The sequence below is a fragment of the Roseospira visakhapatnamensis genome, assembly GCF_014197915.1.
GTDB classification, from domain to species: domain Bacteria; phylum Pseudomonadota; class Alphaproteobacteria; order Rhodospirillales; family Rhodospirillaceae; genus Rhodospira; species Rhodospira visakhapatnamensis.
In genome coordinates this window covers 39,244-54,694 of the sequence record NZ_JACIGK010000025.1, presented here as the reverse complement: position 1 = coordinate 54,694, position 15,451 = coordinate 39,244, and the positions used below count along the sequence as shown (strand labels likewise).

At 70.3% G+C, this 15,451-nt stretch carries 18 protein-coding genes; all 18 read right to left on the bottom strand.

From position 1 onward, the window contains the following. Positions 1–30: 30 nt before the first annotated feature. On the bottom strand, positions 31–282 hold the full coding sequence (locus tag GGD89_RS14900) for a tail protein X (protein ID WP_184046690.1): 252 nt from the start codon (positions 280–282) through the stop codon (positions 31–33). Next, entirely contained in the window at positions 279–1,334 is a 1,056-nt protein-coding gene (locus GGD89_RS14895) for a phage late control D family protein (protein ID WP_184046688.1), read from the bottom strand. Before GGD89_RS14895 ends, GGD89_RS14900 begins: the two co-directional genes overlap by 4 nt. After that, positions 1,334–1,774 carry a phage tail protein gene (locus GGD89_RS14890; protein ID WP_184046686.1) on the bottom strand — a complete coding sequence of 147 codons (441 nt, stop codon included), beginning with the start codon at positions 1,772–1,774 and terminating at the stop codon, positions 1,334–1,336. The genes GGD89_RS14895 and GGD89_RS14890 overlap by 1 nt, the downstream gene beginning before the upstream one ends. 117 nt (positions 1,775–1,891) lie before the next feature. Next, positions 1,892–4,384: a phage tail tape measure protein gene (locus GGD89_RS19765; RefSeq protein WP_221238497.1), complete on the bottom strand. Its 2,493-nt coding sequence runs from the start codon at positions 4,382–4,384 to the stop codon at positions 1,892–1,894. A gap of 105 nt (positions 4,385–4,489) precedes the next feature. Then, positions 4,490–4,828: a phage tail assembly protein gene (locus GGD89_RS14880; RefSeq protein ID WP_184046684.1), complete on the bottom strand. Its 339-nt coding sequence runs from the start codon at positions 4,826–4,828 to the stop codon at positions 4,490–4,492. A gap of 77 nt (positions 4,829–4,905) precedes the next feature. Further along, positions 4,906–5,415 carry a phage major tail tube protein gene (locus GGD89_RS14875; protein WP_184046682.1) on the bottom strand — a complete coding sequence of 170 codons (510 nt, stop codon included), beginning with the start codon at positions 5,413–5,415 and terminating at the stop codon, positions 4,906–4,908. Between the two features lie 168 nt (positions 5,416–5,583). Then, positions 5,584–7,044, bottom strand: a complete 1,461-nt coding sequence (locus GGD89_RS14870) for a phage tail sheath subtilisin-like domain-containing protein (RefSeq protein WP_184046680.1) — start codon at positions 7,042–7,044, stop codon at positions 5,584–5,586. Positions 7,045–7,134: 90 nt separating this feature from the next. Continuing rightward, on the bottom strand, positions 7,135–7,257 hold the full coding sequence (locus GGD89_RS20415) for a hypothetical protein (RefSeq protein ID WP_281396726.1): 123 nt from the start codon (positions 7,255–7,257) through the stop codon (positions 7,135–7,137). A gap of 44 nt (positions 7,258–7,301) precedes the next feature. Beyond that, positions 7,302–8,369, bottom strand: a complete 1,068-nt coding sequence (locus GGD89_RS14865) for a phage tail protein (protein ID WP_184046678.1) — start codon at positions 8,367–8,369, stop codon at positions 7,302–7,304. A gap of 3 nt (positions 8,370–8,372) precedes the next feature. Further along, positions 8,373–8,999, bottom strand: a complete 627-nt coding sequence (locus GGD89_RS14860) for a phage tail protein I (protein WP_184046676.1) — start codon at positions 8,997–8,999, stop codon at positions 8,373–8,375. Beyond that, positions 8,992–9,876 (bottom strand): baseplate assembly protein, encoded by an 885-nt coding sequence (locus tag GGD89_RS14855; RefSeq protein WP_184046674.1) that lies wholly within the window; start codon positions 9,874–9,876, stop codon positions 8,992–8,994. Before GGD89_RS14855 ends, GGD89_RS14860 begins: the two co-directional genes overlap by 8 nt. Continuing rightward, on the bottom strand, positions 9,873–10,256 hold the full coding sequence (locus GGD89_RS14850) for a GPW/gp25 family protein (protein ID WP_184046672.1): 384 nt from the start codon (positions 10,254–10,256) through the stop codon (positions 9,873–9,875). Before GGD89_RS14850 ends, GGD89_RS14855 begins: the two co-directional genes overlap by 4 nt. 3 nt (positions 10,257–10,259) lie before the next feature. After that, positions 10,260–10,439, bottom strand: coding sequence for a hypothetical protein (locus GGD89_RS14845; RefSeq protein WP_184046670.1), 180 nt, complete (start codon positions 10,437–10,439; stop codon positions 10,260–10,262). 11 nt (positions 10,440–10,450) lie between these two features. Next, positions 10,451–11,026: a phage baseplate assembly protein V gene (locus GGD89_RS14840; protein WP_184046668.1), complete on the bottom strand. Its 576-nt coding sequence runs from the start codon at positions 11,024–11,026 to the stop codon at positions 10,451–10,453. Further along, the gene (locus tag GGD89_RS14835; protein ID WP_184046666.1) at positions 11,023–11,772 is read right to left on the bottom strand and encodes a hypothetical protein; all 750 of its coding nucleotides are present in this window, start codon (positions 11,770–11,772) and stop codon (positions 11,023–11,025) included. The genes GGD89_RS14840 and GGD89_RS14835 overlap by 4 nt, the downstream gene beginning before the upstream one ends. Positions 11,773–12,265: 493 nt before the next feature. Further along, positions 12,266–13,429 carry a DSD1 family PLP-dependent enzyme gene (locus GGD89_RS14830; RefSeq protein ID WP_184046664.1) on the bottom strand — a complete coding sequence of 388 codons (1,164 nt, stop codon included), beginning with the start codon at positions 13,427–13,429 and terminating at the stop codon, positions 12,266–12,268. After that, positions 13,426–14,430 (bottom strand): pyridoxal-phosphate dependent enzyme, encoded by a 1,005-nt coding sequence (locus GGD89_RS14825; protein WP_184046661.1) that lies wholly within the window; start codon positions 14,428–14,430, stop codon positions 13,426–13,428. Before GGD89_RS14825 ends, GGD89_RS14830 begins: the two co-directional genes overlap by 4 nt. Positions 14,431–14,481: 51 nt before the next feature. After that, positions 14,482–15,390 carry a LysR family transcriptional regulator gene (locus tag GGD89_RS14820; protein WP_184046659.1) on the bottom strand — a complete coding sequence of 303 codons (909 nt, stop codon included), beginning with the start codon at positions 15,388–15,390 and terminating at the stop codon, positions 14,482–14,484. Positions 15,391–15,451 lie beyond the last annotated feature (61 nt).

The following is a 15,451-nucleotide window of genomic DNA, read 5'->3' as shown; positions in this document are numbered from 1 at the left end:
CGGTGAACCACGGAAACGTGGCTCTCGACGTCAATCGAACAGCCGCACCACCTCGCGGCGCGGCGGTCCGGACCGGGGCGCCATGCGTGGCAACAGGATGGTAATGCCGGCGGGAAGAACCGGCCCGTGATCGGCGAGGCCGGGGTTCCCCGCCAACACCTGCTCGACCGTGCCCCATGCCTGGCCGTAATGGCGCCAGCACAGGTGGTCCACCATGTCCCCGTCGACGGTGGTATAGGCGGCGGTGCCGTCGTCGCGCCAAGTGACGCCGTGCAGGGTCATGGTCCGCTCTCCTCGGTCTCGCCGGCGCCCGCGCCGGCCGCGCGGCTGTCCCCCTGACCCGGCGTCTCGCAGTCGATCCGGGTGGCGTAGCCGGCGTCGTCCCAGCGATGCTCCACGCGGGTCGGGGTCCAACGCCCATCCACCCCGGCCCGTACGCCGACCACCTCCACCGGACGTTCGGCGCCCATGGCCGGGTCGCCCTCCAGGGAGAACGACGCCGACCCTTCCCCCCGCGCGAGGCTGGTGGCCCGGGCGGTGGCGGCGGCACGGGCCTCGGCCTCGCTCTGAAAGGGCTCGCGGATGACGGAGGCGGCGCCACGCCCGCCGCCGACGGTCACGGTCACCGGCCGGGCCGTGGCGCGATCGAAGCTGCGCGCCTGGACGCTGCCATGGGTCTCCCGGTCCTTCCAGGACACCCGGTAGTCCAGCAGGTTCACGCCCGGGGCCACGACCAGCACCGGCAAGCCGTCGCCGGAGACCGTGCGCCCGCCCGAGCGGGGCGCCACCACCAGATGCCCCTGCTTGACGGTCACCAGGCCGCCGTGCCGCGCCACCACCCGGCCCAGGAAGGCCAGGTCGCTTTCGGCCGCCTGTGCCTCGTACTCCAGGGGGACGGCGGCCAACGGCGCGCTCACGCGCGGCGTCCAGCCGTTGCGCCCGGCGAGGGCCGCGACCAGCGCCCCCAGCGTGGGGGTGACCGGCGGCTGGTGGGCCTCGGTGCGGCGCTCCTTGGCGGCCGCCTTGGCGTCCACCGCCGCGCCATGAAGGGTGATCTGCTGCGGCCAGCCGTTCAGGTCCACCTGGTCGATCACATAGTCGCCCTGGACGGTCCCCCCCTCCTCGACATAACCGCCCTCGACCCGCACGCGCGCGCCCGTGGGCGGATAGGCGATGCGCCCGTCGCGATCGTCCAGGATGACGGCGACCTTGTCGCTTTCCAGGCCGCGTTCGTCGGTGACGGTCAGGCCCCGCAGCAGGGGTCCCCAGCGCTCGGTCAGGTCCACGTCGCCCGCGTCGGAGACATGCACAAGGCGCAAGAACGGGGTCTTCATCAGCCGAACAGCCCGGCCAGGGCCACCCGCGCCGCCGGAGAGCGGGCGCGGCCGTCGTACAGCAGTTCCAGCGTGACGGCGATCTTCTGGCCGGTGCCGTTGGGATGGATCTCCGTCTGGGTATCACCCACCGACTTCAGGACCCAGTGATCCAGCGCCGTCCCCATGCCGCCCGCTCCGGCGATCAGCAGTTCGGACGTCCCCACCGAGGCCCGCAGCACATGAAGTTGCGACAGGCCCCGGTTGTTGGGCAGGTGATAGGGGAACAGCGTGGCGGACAGGCCCAGGGTTTCCTGCTCCAGTCCCATGTGGTGCAGGGTCGGGCGCGCGCCGACGATCGCCTGGGGCGAGACGCGCGCCGCCAGCGAGCGGCTCAGTTCATCGTAAGCCAGCGTGGAGATGCTGAACCGCACATCGCCCCAGGCCATCAGCACGTGCATGGGCAAGGTCCTCGTGTGAAGAAGCGTAGGCGGAGCGGCGCGGTCAGGCGGTGGTCCCGGTAACGCCGCCCGCCGGGCGCGCACCGAGGGCGCGCACCGAGGGCGCGCACCGCCGGATCAGGCGGGCACCGTCGTCGGTCGGTCCTGAAGATTGGTGGCCCGCGAGCGATCCAGGGATGTGGCCGCGCGGCTCGCGGCGTCACCGCCGCCTCCCGGCGGCGAACCCGGCGCGAAGCCGCCGCTGGCGGCCCGGGCGGCCGAGGCCAACTCGGCCAGGGCTCCCTTGGCCTGGGACACCCGGCGCATCAGGACATCGATGTCGGTCATGTCCAGATGGACCTTTCCATGCGCCCGCAGGCCCTCGGCGGACAGGGCCAGGGTGTCGGACGACGCGGACCCAAGGGCGGCGGCATCCAGCGCCGGCGGGTCGGGGCGCGGCCCCGGCACCGGAGGCGAGTCTGGCGACGGGTCGGCACGGGGCTCCGACAGAGGGGTGGGACAGCCGCCGCATTCCGCCCGCAAGAGGGTGTCGAGCTTGACGCCGAGGGTATCGAGCTTGGCATGCAGGGCGGCCGGGTCGCCGCAAGGCCGTCCGGACTCGGAACCGTCCACACCCGGACGCGTGGCGTCCGGCAGCGCGGCGTCGGGCCGGTCGAGCCGCTGGTCCAGCGCGGACTGGACCACGCCCGCCAAGCCGTCGTCGGTCGGCGGCACGAAGGGGCCGTCGAGACCGAGCGCGGTGTTGACATGAAGGGCCTCGATCGTCGCTACGGCTGCGGCCTGGTGGGACGATGCGGTGTCCGTTTCGCGGTTCCGCTCGAACGCCGCCATCGCTTCGGCGAACTCGGCATTTGTCGGGAAGGTCTCGGGGCGCGGTCGTTCGTCGTGATTCGTATCAAAAGACGCCGTCTCTGGCGTAGCAGACGACGATGGGTGCGCAAACGAGGGGTTCGGTTGTCCAGTCAAGGCAGCCACGAGGGCAAGATCTGTTTCTGAAGCCTGGAGCCGCGCCTGATCGCGCGACGCCTGGCGCCGTCTTATTTCCTCGTTTAGGGCACGCAGGCGGTCGAGTTCGGCCTCGCGGGCGGCCGCACGCTTCTCGGCAAGGACAGCTCGGCCTTCTTCCGTCCGGCCAAGGCGGCGTGCTGCCTGTACAGGCACAGCGTTGCGAGCCACCCGATTGGCCCGGTCCAGCATCTCCGCTTCGGACAAGATACCCTCGGGACTTGGCGGTCTCACGTCCCCATCACCGTAAATGGCGCCGAGACTCTCGCGTAGCGCCTCGACAAGCGCTTGGTTCTCGTCAAGGATCCCCTGCGAGAGCGGATGGCGCCGCCGAGCCGCGGTGGCCGCGTCCAAACGGGCACGCCCGGCGTCCATCGCGTCCAAGATCTCGTCGCGGGCGGTCTTGTGGGCGGCCGTTACCGCCATGATCGCGTCGTAAGCGTCCGGGGTCGCCTTCAGGGCTTCCAACGCTTCGGATTCTGGATTTTTTATGTCGTGCGTGGCGTGGCGCAAACGCTCGAAGGCGGCAAGCAGGTCGCCGTTCGCCTCCGCCATTAACTGCTTGAAATCGCTGACCCCGGCGGCCTCGAACACGGCGTCGAGAGCGCCACCGCCTTCAGTCAAGGCTTCAATCGCTCGACCGAACCGAGTATGCAGTTCTTCCGGCGGCGTCACGTCGTCGGTCATGGCCGCGATGGAGGCTAGGTAATTGTCGAACGCGACGCCGCTGTCGGCTACCGTTTCGGCAACACCCGAAAAGCCATGCAACAGGGCCTCCAGGGTCACGCCGCTGTGCTGCTGCGCCGCGTACAGGTCGCCGAAGGCCGCTGTCCACTGGTCCGGCTGGATGTCGAACGCGGTGAGCATCTCGGCCGCTACCGGCGCGATCGCTGCGGCGTTCCCGCCAGACGCAACGGTGAGGCGCCCCACCTGTGCGGCAAAAGCCCGGGCCTCATCGCCCGCGAACCCGGCGCGCCCGCCGGCCAGCAGAACCGCCATCTGATCGTGCACGCGGACGGGCAGGGCCGCGACCATCTTGAGCATCTCGGCCGTGAGCGCCGCGAACGCATCGTCCGACATCCCGCCAGGGCGGAGGGCCTCCAGAGCCTCTAAGACCTGAATCGGATCGGGGCGATCGGGATCAGGACAGGGTTCATCGTCGACCCCGAAGACAGCGTCCTCGATTGCGATAACCCCGGATACAAGGCCAATAGAATCCAAAATGAATCGCACAGGATTATCTAATATACCCTTAAACGCCGAAGAAAGGCCCGCAAACGCATCTTTTGATGTTATTTTTCCAATGCCGCTCATAGATACTGGAACGATGTTGGTTTTCTGGACATGAGCGCGCTCGATCTCGTCCTGAAGGGGAGGTGTAAAGAGGGCGCGGGTGAGACCTGAGGCCTGGAAGCCCGGCGGAGGAACCTGGAAGGGCGCGGAAACCATCCGCGTTGCGAGGTCGTCCAAACGCGCTCTCAGGTCCCACACCTCGGTCAGCAGGGGCCCCATCATGCTGTTGAGTCCCCCCAGACCGGCGTTCAGGTCGGCCCTCAACCCCGCGAGAGCGGTCTGGACCGAGGCAAGCGGGTCGGTGTCGGGCATCACATCACCCCATCAGGCCACGGTTGCGGGCGATGCGCCGGGCCTCGGCGTGCCAGGCCAGCAGCGACGACCATGTCATGCGCATCAGATCCGGAATCGGTGTGTTCAGGATGTGGGCGCAGTCGGCGACGAGGGGGCGCCAGCACCCCGCGCCGCGAAGCCGGCGGCCAAAGGGCCCAGCACCTCGGCGATCCTGGCCATGTCGCTGGAACGCAGGCACCGCACGGCGTCGGCCGGCATATCCAGGTCATGGGCCAACATCTCAATCATGGCGGTCATGTCACCCTTGCGAGCGACCTTGGCGTTTTCATAGGCCTCAATGGCCCCCACGGTGGGCTCGTCGATGTCCAGCGCGTCATAGGCGCGGCCATCGTGCGTAATGGGCCGGGACAACGTTACCTTGGTCATGGTGCGTCCTTTCGCATCGGTGTCTCTCGGCGCCATCCTTGATCCGCTGGCGGATGGCGCCGGCGCGGCGGACGGGGTCTCCTCATCCGCCGCCGGGATGACGACGGTCCCCTCTACCGCCCCAGGGCGGCGTTGATGTCGGCCAGCAGGTCCACGCCGCCCACCAGCATCTTGGCGGGGTACAGGCTGATCTCGTGGATCGCGTTGCCGCCGATCTCGTAGCGGAAGTAGCGCACGCCCTTGATGGTGTACTCCAGGCCGGCCTTGTCCTCGCGCGACCAGGCGTCGGCCTTGGGCGAGGCCAGCCGGCCCTCGTACAGGATCACGTTGGGCTGGGTGGTGCCGTCGGTCTCGTCGACCAGGGCGGAGCGGAAGGTGAAGGTGTCCACCTGGCCCGGCGGGCGCATCAGCAGGCCGGCCAGGCGCGGGTTATGGCTGGCCAGCTTGAGGGTGGGCTCCAGCAGGCCGATCTTGACCATGGGCACCTGGGCGGTCATGACGGCGCCGCCGTACTGGTGCTCGGTGTAGACCTCGTCGGGGAGCGCGCATTGCAGCTCCTCGATCTCGTAGCCGTAGTCGTCGCCGCCGACCCACATGGTGAAGCCGCGCAGAATCTGACGCATTTTGAGTCCTTTCAGGGAGATCGCCGCGCCGCTTCGCGGCGCCGGCGCGGTCGCGCCGGTCGGTGATGGTTTGATCGCGTGGAGACCCGATCCGGCCCGACTGGGCCGGCGGACCGAAGGTCCGGAGCCGCGCGGTCCAGAGGACCGCCGCGGCGATCAAGACAAGACTCAGGCCGCCACGCTGGACAGGCGGGCGATCTCGCGCGCGGCGTCGGCCAGCATGGTTTCGTAGTAGCCGGTGTTGCGGTTGAAGACGAAGACCAGGTGCTCGATGGGTGCCGGGGCCTCGGCGTCGTAGTGCACATAGAGCAGACCGCTCGCCATGCTCTCGGCGGTGTTCAGCGCCGGGTCGAGCCACACGCGCCCCCCCAGCGTGGCGCCCAGGGCCTGCCAGCGGCGCAGCGCCCGGTTCACGGTCTCGGCGATGTCCACCAGCACCTGCTTGCTGAACGGCGTGTCCAGGAAGGGCTCGTGGGCGATCTCGATGCTCTCGACGATCACGTCGTGGGCGCGGCGCACCGACCAGAACACATGCAGCGGGTCGCTCTTGGCCACCCGGTTGCCGAACAGCTTCCAGCCACCGGTGGGGCTGCGCACCACCGTCGAGACATGCTGGCTGTTCAGGTACTGGCTCTCGACCGAGCGGTCGGACAGCGAATGCTCGATCGGCCGGGCGGTGCCCAGCACACGCTGAAGCACGTGGTTGGACGGGCTGACCCAGAAGCCCTCCTGGTAGTCCACACGAGCCTGGAGCCCCAGCACCATGGCGTCGGCCGGCATGGCCACCGGCGCGCCGCCCTTGGACACCGTCACGAAGGGATCCAGGATCATCAGGCGGTCGCTGTCGAAGTCCAACCGGTACTGGACGGCGTCCTCGGCCGTGGTGTTCGGGCCGCTGACCACGGCCATGGCCCGATAACGAGTGCACAAGGCCGCCAGTTCGGCGGCGACCGGGTTGGCGACGGTGCCCAGGGTCGCGGTGGCGGTGGCTCCCGTGCCGTCGCCGGTCAGGGCGACCGTCGGCGCCTCGGTGTAGCCGGCGCCCGGGTTGGTGACGACCACCGCCGAGACCGCGCCGCCGTCCAGCACCGCCACGGCGGTGGCGCCGGTGCCGGTGGTGTCACCCGCGCCCCGGGTGAGAGTGACCGTGGGGGCTTCGGTGTAACCATTGCCGCCGTCGGTGACGGCGATGGCGCTGACGCCATCGGTCGGGCGGGTGGAGGTGAAGCCGGGTGCCGCGATCAGCCTGGGCGCCTGGCCGAACTCGGGCCGGATGCGCGACAGGGCATGCAAACCGGTGCGCGCGGCGCGCGAGCCCAGCACGTTGGTCATGGTTTCGGTCTCGTTGGCGCCCTCGGCGACGCGCACGAAATAGACCGTCTGGCTCATGCGCCCGGCCTGGGCCAGGATGTTCTCCAACTGGTCGGGCAGGGTGCCCGTGCTGCCCAGGCCGGCCGGCAGGCCGGTATAACCGCGCACCACCTGCGGCTGGTTGACGGGGATCAGGTCATCGCTGGCGTCGGGCGCGGTGCCGACCAGGAAGATGATCCCGGACTCGATGGTGGCGACGAAGCGCGGATTGCCCGCGTCCTTTTCCTGGGTCTCGATGCCGTGCAGGAAGATGTCCATGAAGCGGGCTCCTGAGGTGAGGGCTCCGGGGGGGGCATGAAAAAGGCCCGCGCGATGGCGGGCCGCAAGCGGGGTCGCGAGCAACGGCGGTCAGTCCACCACCGGTGGCCATCCGTGGCCGATGTGGGTGTCGTGGGTGGTGATCACCGCGTCGGCGGTGGCGTCGGGGTCGGTGATGCTTTGCCGGCCTGCAACCATAGCAGACAACAACATTTTGGCGGAATTTCCAGAAATGAGAGACACACCATCATCCTTTCTTAATATCTTATTATTGGCAACAAAGCAACGTTGCGAGGACGAACAGTAGAAGAATAGAAAGCCGGAGCATCGTCTCGCGCTCCTGGAGGAATTTTTAACCCAGAGTCAACCCAGATCTGTGTTAAGTATTCAAGCGTGGGAGCTTCAAGCCCTGCATCAATTGCCGCCTCAGAGTCGGGAATGCTGTGTATGTGCTGCCCGTCGGTATCATGGGGCAAATGTGAAGCACATTGCCAACTGCCCGGAGTCCGTCCCGAATCGATACCCCGACCAAGGTCTATTCCACGCACGAATTCACCACGCAGATCGGGGACTTGGAACGTCGTACTCCCATCACCCGCACCCCAAGTTGTTCCAAGAACTGCGAAAAGATCGCCGTATTCCGTCCTTGAAACCGCAGCGCCATCACACACCAACCAACCCGCCGAAGGCAACGCAGCTCCTGACCAAAGAATAGTGCCCACCGGCAACACCAGAGCGAGAGTGTTGTATAGTCCGGCCGGGGTGACGGCGCGGTTGGCGTCGGCGCCGGCCTGCGTCTCCGCCACTGTCGCCAGTTCCACGACCCCGCGCACCTCCGTCGTGGCCTGGATGACCGCCGGCAGCACCGACAGCACCCAGGCGCGCGAGGCCAGGGTCACGGTGGGGTCGAGGGTCAGGGTGACGGCGGCGGTGTCGGAGACCTCCAGCACCATGCGCAGGATCATGTCGCGGGCCGAGCCCTCGGCCAGCACCGGCTTGTAGGTCTCCGGCAAGTTGGCCACGGCGATCAGGTCGCCGGCCGCGTCGAACAGCCCCAATTCGCGCACCGACCAGCCGCCCACGTCGGGCGGGATCACCAGTTCGGCGATGACCCAGGACGGGTTGTCGGGATCGGCGGTCAACCGCTCGATGGCCCCGCGATAGGTTTCGCCGGCCAGGGCGGTCATGGTTTCGGTGGGGGTGATGGCGACGCCGCCGCCATCGCCGACAGCCATGCGATCGAGGGCGATGGTGGTGCCGAGGGCGAGGGCGTTGGCTATTTTCGCCTGACCGGCAACGGTCAGGATCGTGTAATAGTCGGGCATTAGTCAGACCTCTCTTGGCCAGACGGTGAGGCCGTCCACCAGCCAGGCCGCCGCGCCGACGTGGGCGGGCGCCTGGGCGGTGAGCGTGCTGGGGGTCCAGGGCAGGACGGTGAGGGTGTCGCCGCCCAGCGTGGCGGCGCCGAGGGTGACGGTGCCGTCCACGCGTCCCACGGCGCGGATGCCGGTGAGGTGACTGCGGACGTTCTTGGCCGCGAGCGCGGTGCGTTCGATCTCGGCATAGGTGGCCTCGGTGACGGGCCGGCCGAGGACATCCACCTCCACCCGGAAGGTGAACGGCGCGCCGTCTTCCTGCTGCCATTCAATCAGGCGGGTGGTATAGCCCAGGCTGGCCAGCGCCCACCTGACCGCGCCCACGGTGCCCTTGACGCTGTGCACCGCGTAGCTGTCGGCGATCACGCGGCGGCGGGTCGCCTCCGGCCAGGCGTCGTCCCACACGTCCACCGAACAGGCCCAGGCCAGCCAGGGCAGCCGGTCGGCGGGGCAGGTCCAGGGGTTCCAGAGGGTGCGGACCACGCCCACGGGGATGTCGCCGACGCGGGCCGAGGCGCCGTCCAGGGCGCGTTCCAGCGGCGTCGCGTTGGGAGGCAGGAGCGACGACGGGTCAGACATCGCGTGCCCCCTCGGTGATGACGATGGCGGTGCAGTGCGGCGCCTCGGCGGGGGCGACGACGATGTCGGCCGCCGGGCTGGTCAGGTCCACCCGTTGCACGCCCGGCCGGTGCAGGGCCGCGAACAGGGCGGAGCGGGTGACGTCGTGGCCCAGGGCGTGCAGGCGGGCGACGGTCGCCTCGGCGGCCTGGTGCGCGGCCTCGATCACCGGCGCCGAGGCCGGGCCGGGGTAGCAATGCAGCACGGCCTCCAGCCGCCAGGGGACGATGGTGGCGCCGTCGACCACCACCGTGTCGGTCAGGGGGCGGCGGTCCTCGGCGGACAGATAGGCCTGCACGGCGTCCACCAGGTCGTCGGGCGCCGATCCGTCGCCGTCGCGCGCCAGCAGGGTGACCACCACGGTCCCCGGGGTGGGGCTGTCGACGCGGGCATCGCGGACCCGGCCATCAGCGGCCAGGGCGTGGTACAGGTAGGCGCCCTCCGGCCCGGCGACGGACAGGGCCTCCCAGGCCAACTGGGCGCGGGCGCGCAGCTCGTCGTCGGACTCCAGGACCGCCGGTTCGGTGTCCGTGGCCTCGGCGATCTCGCGCCGCGCCGTGCCCACCAGCGCCGCCAGGTGATCCAGGTCCGACCCGCCGGCGTGGGCGAGGAGAACCGCCTTCGCGGCGTCGTTCACCCGGGCGCGCAGCACCAGTTCGCGGTAGGCCGCCACCTCCAGGACCTTGATCGCGGGGTCGCTCTCCAGGTCGGCGGTGAAATCCGGGAAGCGGGCGACGAAGTCCGCCTTCATGGCCGAGACGATCCTCTCGAAGTCCAGCGCCTCGACCACATCGGGGGCGGTCAGGCGGGACAGGTCGATCGCGTGGACCTGGGTCATGTCCCCACCTCGTGCCGGGTTGTCTCGAACACGGTGAAATCCCCCAGGTGACCGCGCGGGTAGTAGAGACCCACCAAATCCAGCACGAGACGGCCGTCCGGCCCCGCCTCGCGCGGCAGGATGGCGGCCAGATCAAACCTGGGCTCGCCATACTCGCGCCCGTTGATCCGCCGAGGAGCGATGGCCTGGGCGATGGCCACATAGACGTCCATCAAGGGTCCCGGAGCCATCGGCCGGTCCAGAAACGCCATGGCGTCCGCGCCATAGCGGCGGCGTTCCACGCGTTCGCCCACCGCCGTGGTGACGATGTCGTCCAGGGACTGGCGCACATGCTCCCAGCCGTCCAGCGGCCGGCCGGTGTGACGGCACATGCCAGCCACGGATCAGGTCTCGACCTTCGTTTTGCGTCTGGCGGGGGCGGGACCGTCAGGGGCGATCTGCCCCGCCCGCACCAAGTAGGCGGCCTGGGCCTCGGTCATCTCCACGACCGCCCCGATCTCATGGCGTGCGCCAGCACCCCGGCCGTCCGTCAGCCAACCGGCCTTGATCACGCGGTACTGCATGTCGGTGTCTCCTATGCGGCCGGCGGTCCCGTCAGGGACGGGCCGGGCGTGACGTTGGTGTGCTGGTGGTCGTCGCCGACGGCGCGGCCGTTGTGCTCCAGGCGAGCGCCGGTGATGGGCACCTCGCCGTCGATTTCCACCGTCTCCGCCTCCAGGCGGATGGTCCGGGCCTTGATGTCCACCCGCTCGGCCGCCAGCACCATCACGGCGGTGTCGGCGTCCAGGTGGATGGTGCCGGTGGTCTTGATGTAGCGGTCCCCGCCCTTGTTGTGGGGCGCCGGGTGATCGATCGACCACCCCCCCGGCGTGATCAGCCCCTGGCCGGGATCCCCGGTGGGGCTCATGACGGTGACCCGCTCGCCGACGGTGGGCGGGTCCCAGTCCCTCACGTCGCCGGCCCGCTGCACCCAGGGGATTTTCTTGGACGGCAAGCCATCCATCTCCACCGTGGCCACGCCCTGGTCGTAGTCAATATCGGTCACCCGGCCCTCGCGCAGAAGGTTGGCGAGCCGCCGGCGCAGGTCCTCGATCTCGGCCTCCAACTCGGCGAAGCGGCGTTCCACCGCCCTGAAATAGGTGTCGCTCATGGGTCCGCGTGTCCGCGCGGATGCGTCACCACCGTCTTGAGCGGACCGATGGTGGTGCGCGGGTCGCCCAGGTCGTGGCCCAGCGCCTCGGCGGCGTCATGCTCCCAGTGCGCCGGCCAGGGGGTCGGGCGCGGGGTGGGCGCATCCCCCTCGATCTCGGCGCGCACGACGGGCTCCCACGCGGCCAGCCCGGACGTGTCGGCGGCCAGCAGGACCAGCAGGTCGGCCCAGACACCGGTGGCGGTATGCCCGGCCGGCGGTTCGGCCAGCAGCACAAGGTCGATCCTCAGGTGGTGCCGCGCCGGCCGATCCCGGGCCTCGGCGTCGGCGTCGGCGTCGCGATGGCGGGTGACCGCCGAGACGTCGGCAACCAGCCGGCGCCAGAGCCGCGCCCAGGGGTTCTGGGCGTCCATCAGGGCGTGGCGAATCTGGCGGTCGAGCCGGTCCAGGGTGGCTTCCGCGTCGGCGTCGGTGACCGGAACCGTCCAGGGGCCGTCCGGCGCCGCCCGGGCCATCACCGCCGTCTCCACCGACAGCACGCCACGGGCCGCGCCCGCCAGCAGGTCGGCGGCGCGCGGCGCGGTCTCCTCGCGGTCCGTGTACACGGCCGCCACTGCCGGGCGGGCATCGGGGGCCACCCCTTCCAGGGCGGGCCGGGCGCTGTCGGCGACGGCATCGCCCGCCAGGGTGCGCCCGCGCAGCGCCGCCACGGTGGCGAGACGCAGGGCCAGGCAAGACAGGCTCATGGGGACCTCCAGCGCGGGACGGGCACGACGGGGCATCCCCGGCGCATCAAAAAACCCCGCGCGGCGGACAGCCGGCGGGGCTTCGGAAAGCCAGGGTCGGAAAGGCGCCTGATACCAGTGGCGGATGAGTGTGACTCATCCGCCCCCGGGCGCCTTGCAGGCGCCCGGATGTTCCAGATCTTGGCACCGCAAAGCGGTGCCAGGGCGGCACCGGCCACGGACTGCAACGGTCATTCTCAATGACCGTTGGTATGAGAGGCTCAGGGGGGGGACCCGGACGGCTCCGGGCCCCTTGCTCCCACACGCCACCCCAAAAAAAAGCCCCGCGCGGCGACGCCGGCGGGGGACGGGCAGATGCGACACCGGACCAGAGCCTGAACACACTCCGACCGCTTCGCATATCGGTGTTATGTCAAAAGAGGCTCTCGCCGGTCAAGGACATTCCGGCCGGGTTCGCCTGACCGGCCGGGATCGCCCGGAGCCTCCCGCCCCGTCACCACGCCTTGCCGCGCGCGGTCACCGGCCAAAGGGCCTCGACCACGCCGTCGCGGACGGCCACGTACCAGTCATGCAGGTTGCAGGTGGGGTCGCAGTGGCCGGGCACCAGCCACAGGCGGTCGTTCAGACGCAAGCGGTCCTCGGCGTCGACGAGCGTGCCGTGCTCGTCCGACGCCACCGCGTAGGTCACGTCGTCGCGATCGAACACCGTGGGAAGGCCGCTGTCGACACTCAGCACCTTGAGGCCGGCGTCACAGACCGCATGCCCCGGCCGCGCCCGCGACATCACCGACGTCAGCACGAACAGGCTGTGGGCGAAGGCCGGCAGGCCACGCCCGTCGGCCTCCCGGACCCGCCGATAGTCGGCGTCCATGAAGATGTAGGACCCGCACTGAAGCTCGGTATAGACGCCGCTTTCGGCCTCGAACGGCCAGGTGCCGGTGCCGCCGCCGCTGACGACCGGGCAGCGCATCCCGGTCTCCGTGATCGCCGCCACGGTCTCGCGCACCAGCGCCACCGACGCCGCGATGGCCGCCCGGCGCGCGTCATGGCCATAGATGTGCTGCGCGGCGCCCTGATAGGCTTGCAGCCCGACGAAGCGCAGCGCCGGGGCGTTCGCCACCCGCCGCGCCAGCTCCACGGCCGGCGCCCCCGGCGCCACCCCGCAGCGGCCGTTGCCGACGTCGATCTCCACCAGCACCTCCAGCATCACCCGGTGGCGCGCGGCGGCGGCGGACAGGGGACCGATGGCGTCCGCGTCGTCCACGCACACCGCCACCCGGGCCCGCTGGGCCAGGGCCGCCAGCCGGTCGACGCGGCGGGCATCGACCACCTGGTTGGAGACCAGCACGTCCCGCACGCCGCCGGCCACCAGGGCCTCGGCCTCGGACACCTTCTGGCAACAGACGCCGCGCGCGCCGCCCTCCACCATCTGGATCAGGGCGATATCGGCGGACTTGTGGGTCTTGGCGTGGGCTCGCAACGCCATCCCGTGCGCCGCGGCGAACCCCTTCATGGCACGCACGTTGGCCTCGAAGGCGGTCAGGTCCACGACCAGCGCCGGCGTGCAGATCTCGTCCACGCCCATGCCCGCGACCGCCGGCACGTCGACGCCGACCGTCCATCGGAGGGACTCGAGTCGCTGGGATCGGATGCTCATGATGCGACCTCCTCGGGCGCCGCGCGCGTCCAGGGCAGCGCGTCCAGGTCCACGTTGCCGCCGGTCAGGATCACCCCCACCCGACGGCCGGCGAACAGGTCGGGGCGCGCGAGGATCGCCGCCAGGGGCACGGCGGCGGAGGGCTCGACCACGATCTTCAGCCGCTGCCACAGCAGGGCCATGGCGGCGACGATCGCGTCCTCGGTCACCAGCAGGATATCGCGCACGTGCCGCGACACCACCGCCCACGTGAGGTCCCTCATCGACGCCCTCAGGCCATCGGCGAGAGTGTCCGGCGCGTCCATGGAGATCAGGCGCCCGGCCTTGAGCGAGCGATGGGCATCGTCGGCATTGGCCGGCTCGGCGGCATAGACGGCGGTGGCCGGCGACAGCGCCGCCAGCGCCAGGGCGCAGCCGGAGACCAGGCCGCCACCGCCGATGGGCGCCACCAGCGCGTCCAGGGACCCGGCCTCCTGGAGCAGTTCGACGGCGCAAGTCCCCTGCCCGGCGATCACCCGGACGTCGTTGTAGGGATGCACGACCGCGACACCGGTCTCGGCCGCCACCCGGGTCAGGGTCGCGTCGCGGGCGGCGTTGCTCGGCTCGCAAGCGATCACCCGGCCGCCATACCCCAGGACGGCGTCGCGCTTGCTTCGGGGCGCCGTGCGCGGCATGACCACCGTCGCCGGGATGCCCCGCCGCGCGGCGGCATAGCACAGCGCCTGCCCATGGTTGCCGGAACTCTGGGTGGCCACGCCCCCGGCGGCCGTCACGTCGTCGAGCGAGAACACGGCATTGCAGGCGCCGCGCGCCTTGAAGGCCCCGCCCTTCTGCAACGGTTCGGCCTTGAACAGCAGCCGGGCGCCGCTGAGCCCGTCCAGCGCCGCGCAGGTCAGCACCGGCGTGCGGTGGATGTGCGGCCGGATGCGATCATGCGCGGCCCGGATATCGTGAAGCGTGGGCAGGGGCGGCGGTGGGTGCCGAGACGGGACGTGGGACATGGGCACGGAGTCCTGAGGGCCTGAAAACGTCCACCCTATCACGATCCACGCTTACCGCAGCATGGCCGCCTGCACCACCGCCTCGTCGCGCATGAAGGCCAGGAACGCCTCGGCGGCGCGCGACAGGGGCCGGTTGGCCCGTTGCACGGCGTACCACTTTCGGGTCAGGGGAAAGCCGGCCACGTCCAGCACCACCAGGCGGCCGGTCTGGAGTTCCGGACCCAGGCAATAGGCCGACAGGAAGGCGATGCCGAGGCCGGCCTGGACGGCCTGCTTGATGGCCTCGTCCGAGCCCAGTTCCATGAACGGCGCGACGCTGAGGCCGGCCTCCTCGAAGGCGCGCTCCACGGCGCTGCGGGTGCCCGACCCCAGTTCGCGCTTCAGCACCCGGTACTCCGCCAGCGCGGACACCGGAATGCCGGGCCGCGCCGCCAGCGGATGATCGGGCGCGGCGATGGCCACGATCACGTTGTCCAGGAAGGGCACCGCCTTCACCGGCAGGCCGCCGGGAACCCGCCCGGTGATGAACAGGTCGTCCTGGTTGACGGCCAGGCGTTCCAGCAGGTTGGCGCGGTTGATGACGCTGAGCACCGGGCGCACCTTGGGGTGACGGCGCAGGAAGGTCCCCATCAGGTGCGGCATGAAGTACTTGGCGGTGGTCACCGCCGCCACCCGCAGCGGCCCGGCCATGTCGCCGCGCAGGTCGTCGAGCGCCGTGTCCAGGGCCTCCAGCCGGTCCAGGATGTCGCGGCTGGCCGCCAGCAGTTCCTCGCCCGCCGGCGTCAGCACCAGGGCGCGCCCGACGCTGTCGAACAGCCCCATCCCCACCTGCTCCTCCAGGCGCTTGACCTGGATGGACACCGCCGGCTGGCTCAGGTGTGCCTCGTGCGCGGCGCGGGTGAAGCTGCCGTGGCGGGCCACCGCCTCGAACAGGCGCAGTTGCTGAAGCGTGGTGTGCATGGGCCTCCCCCGTCACCGGCGTCGCCACACCCATAAACAAACGTTTATGGATCGCATAAGG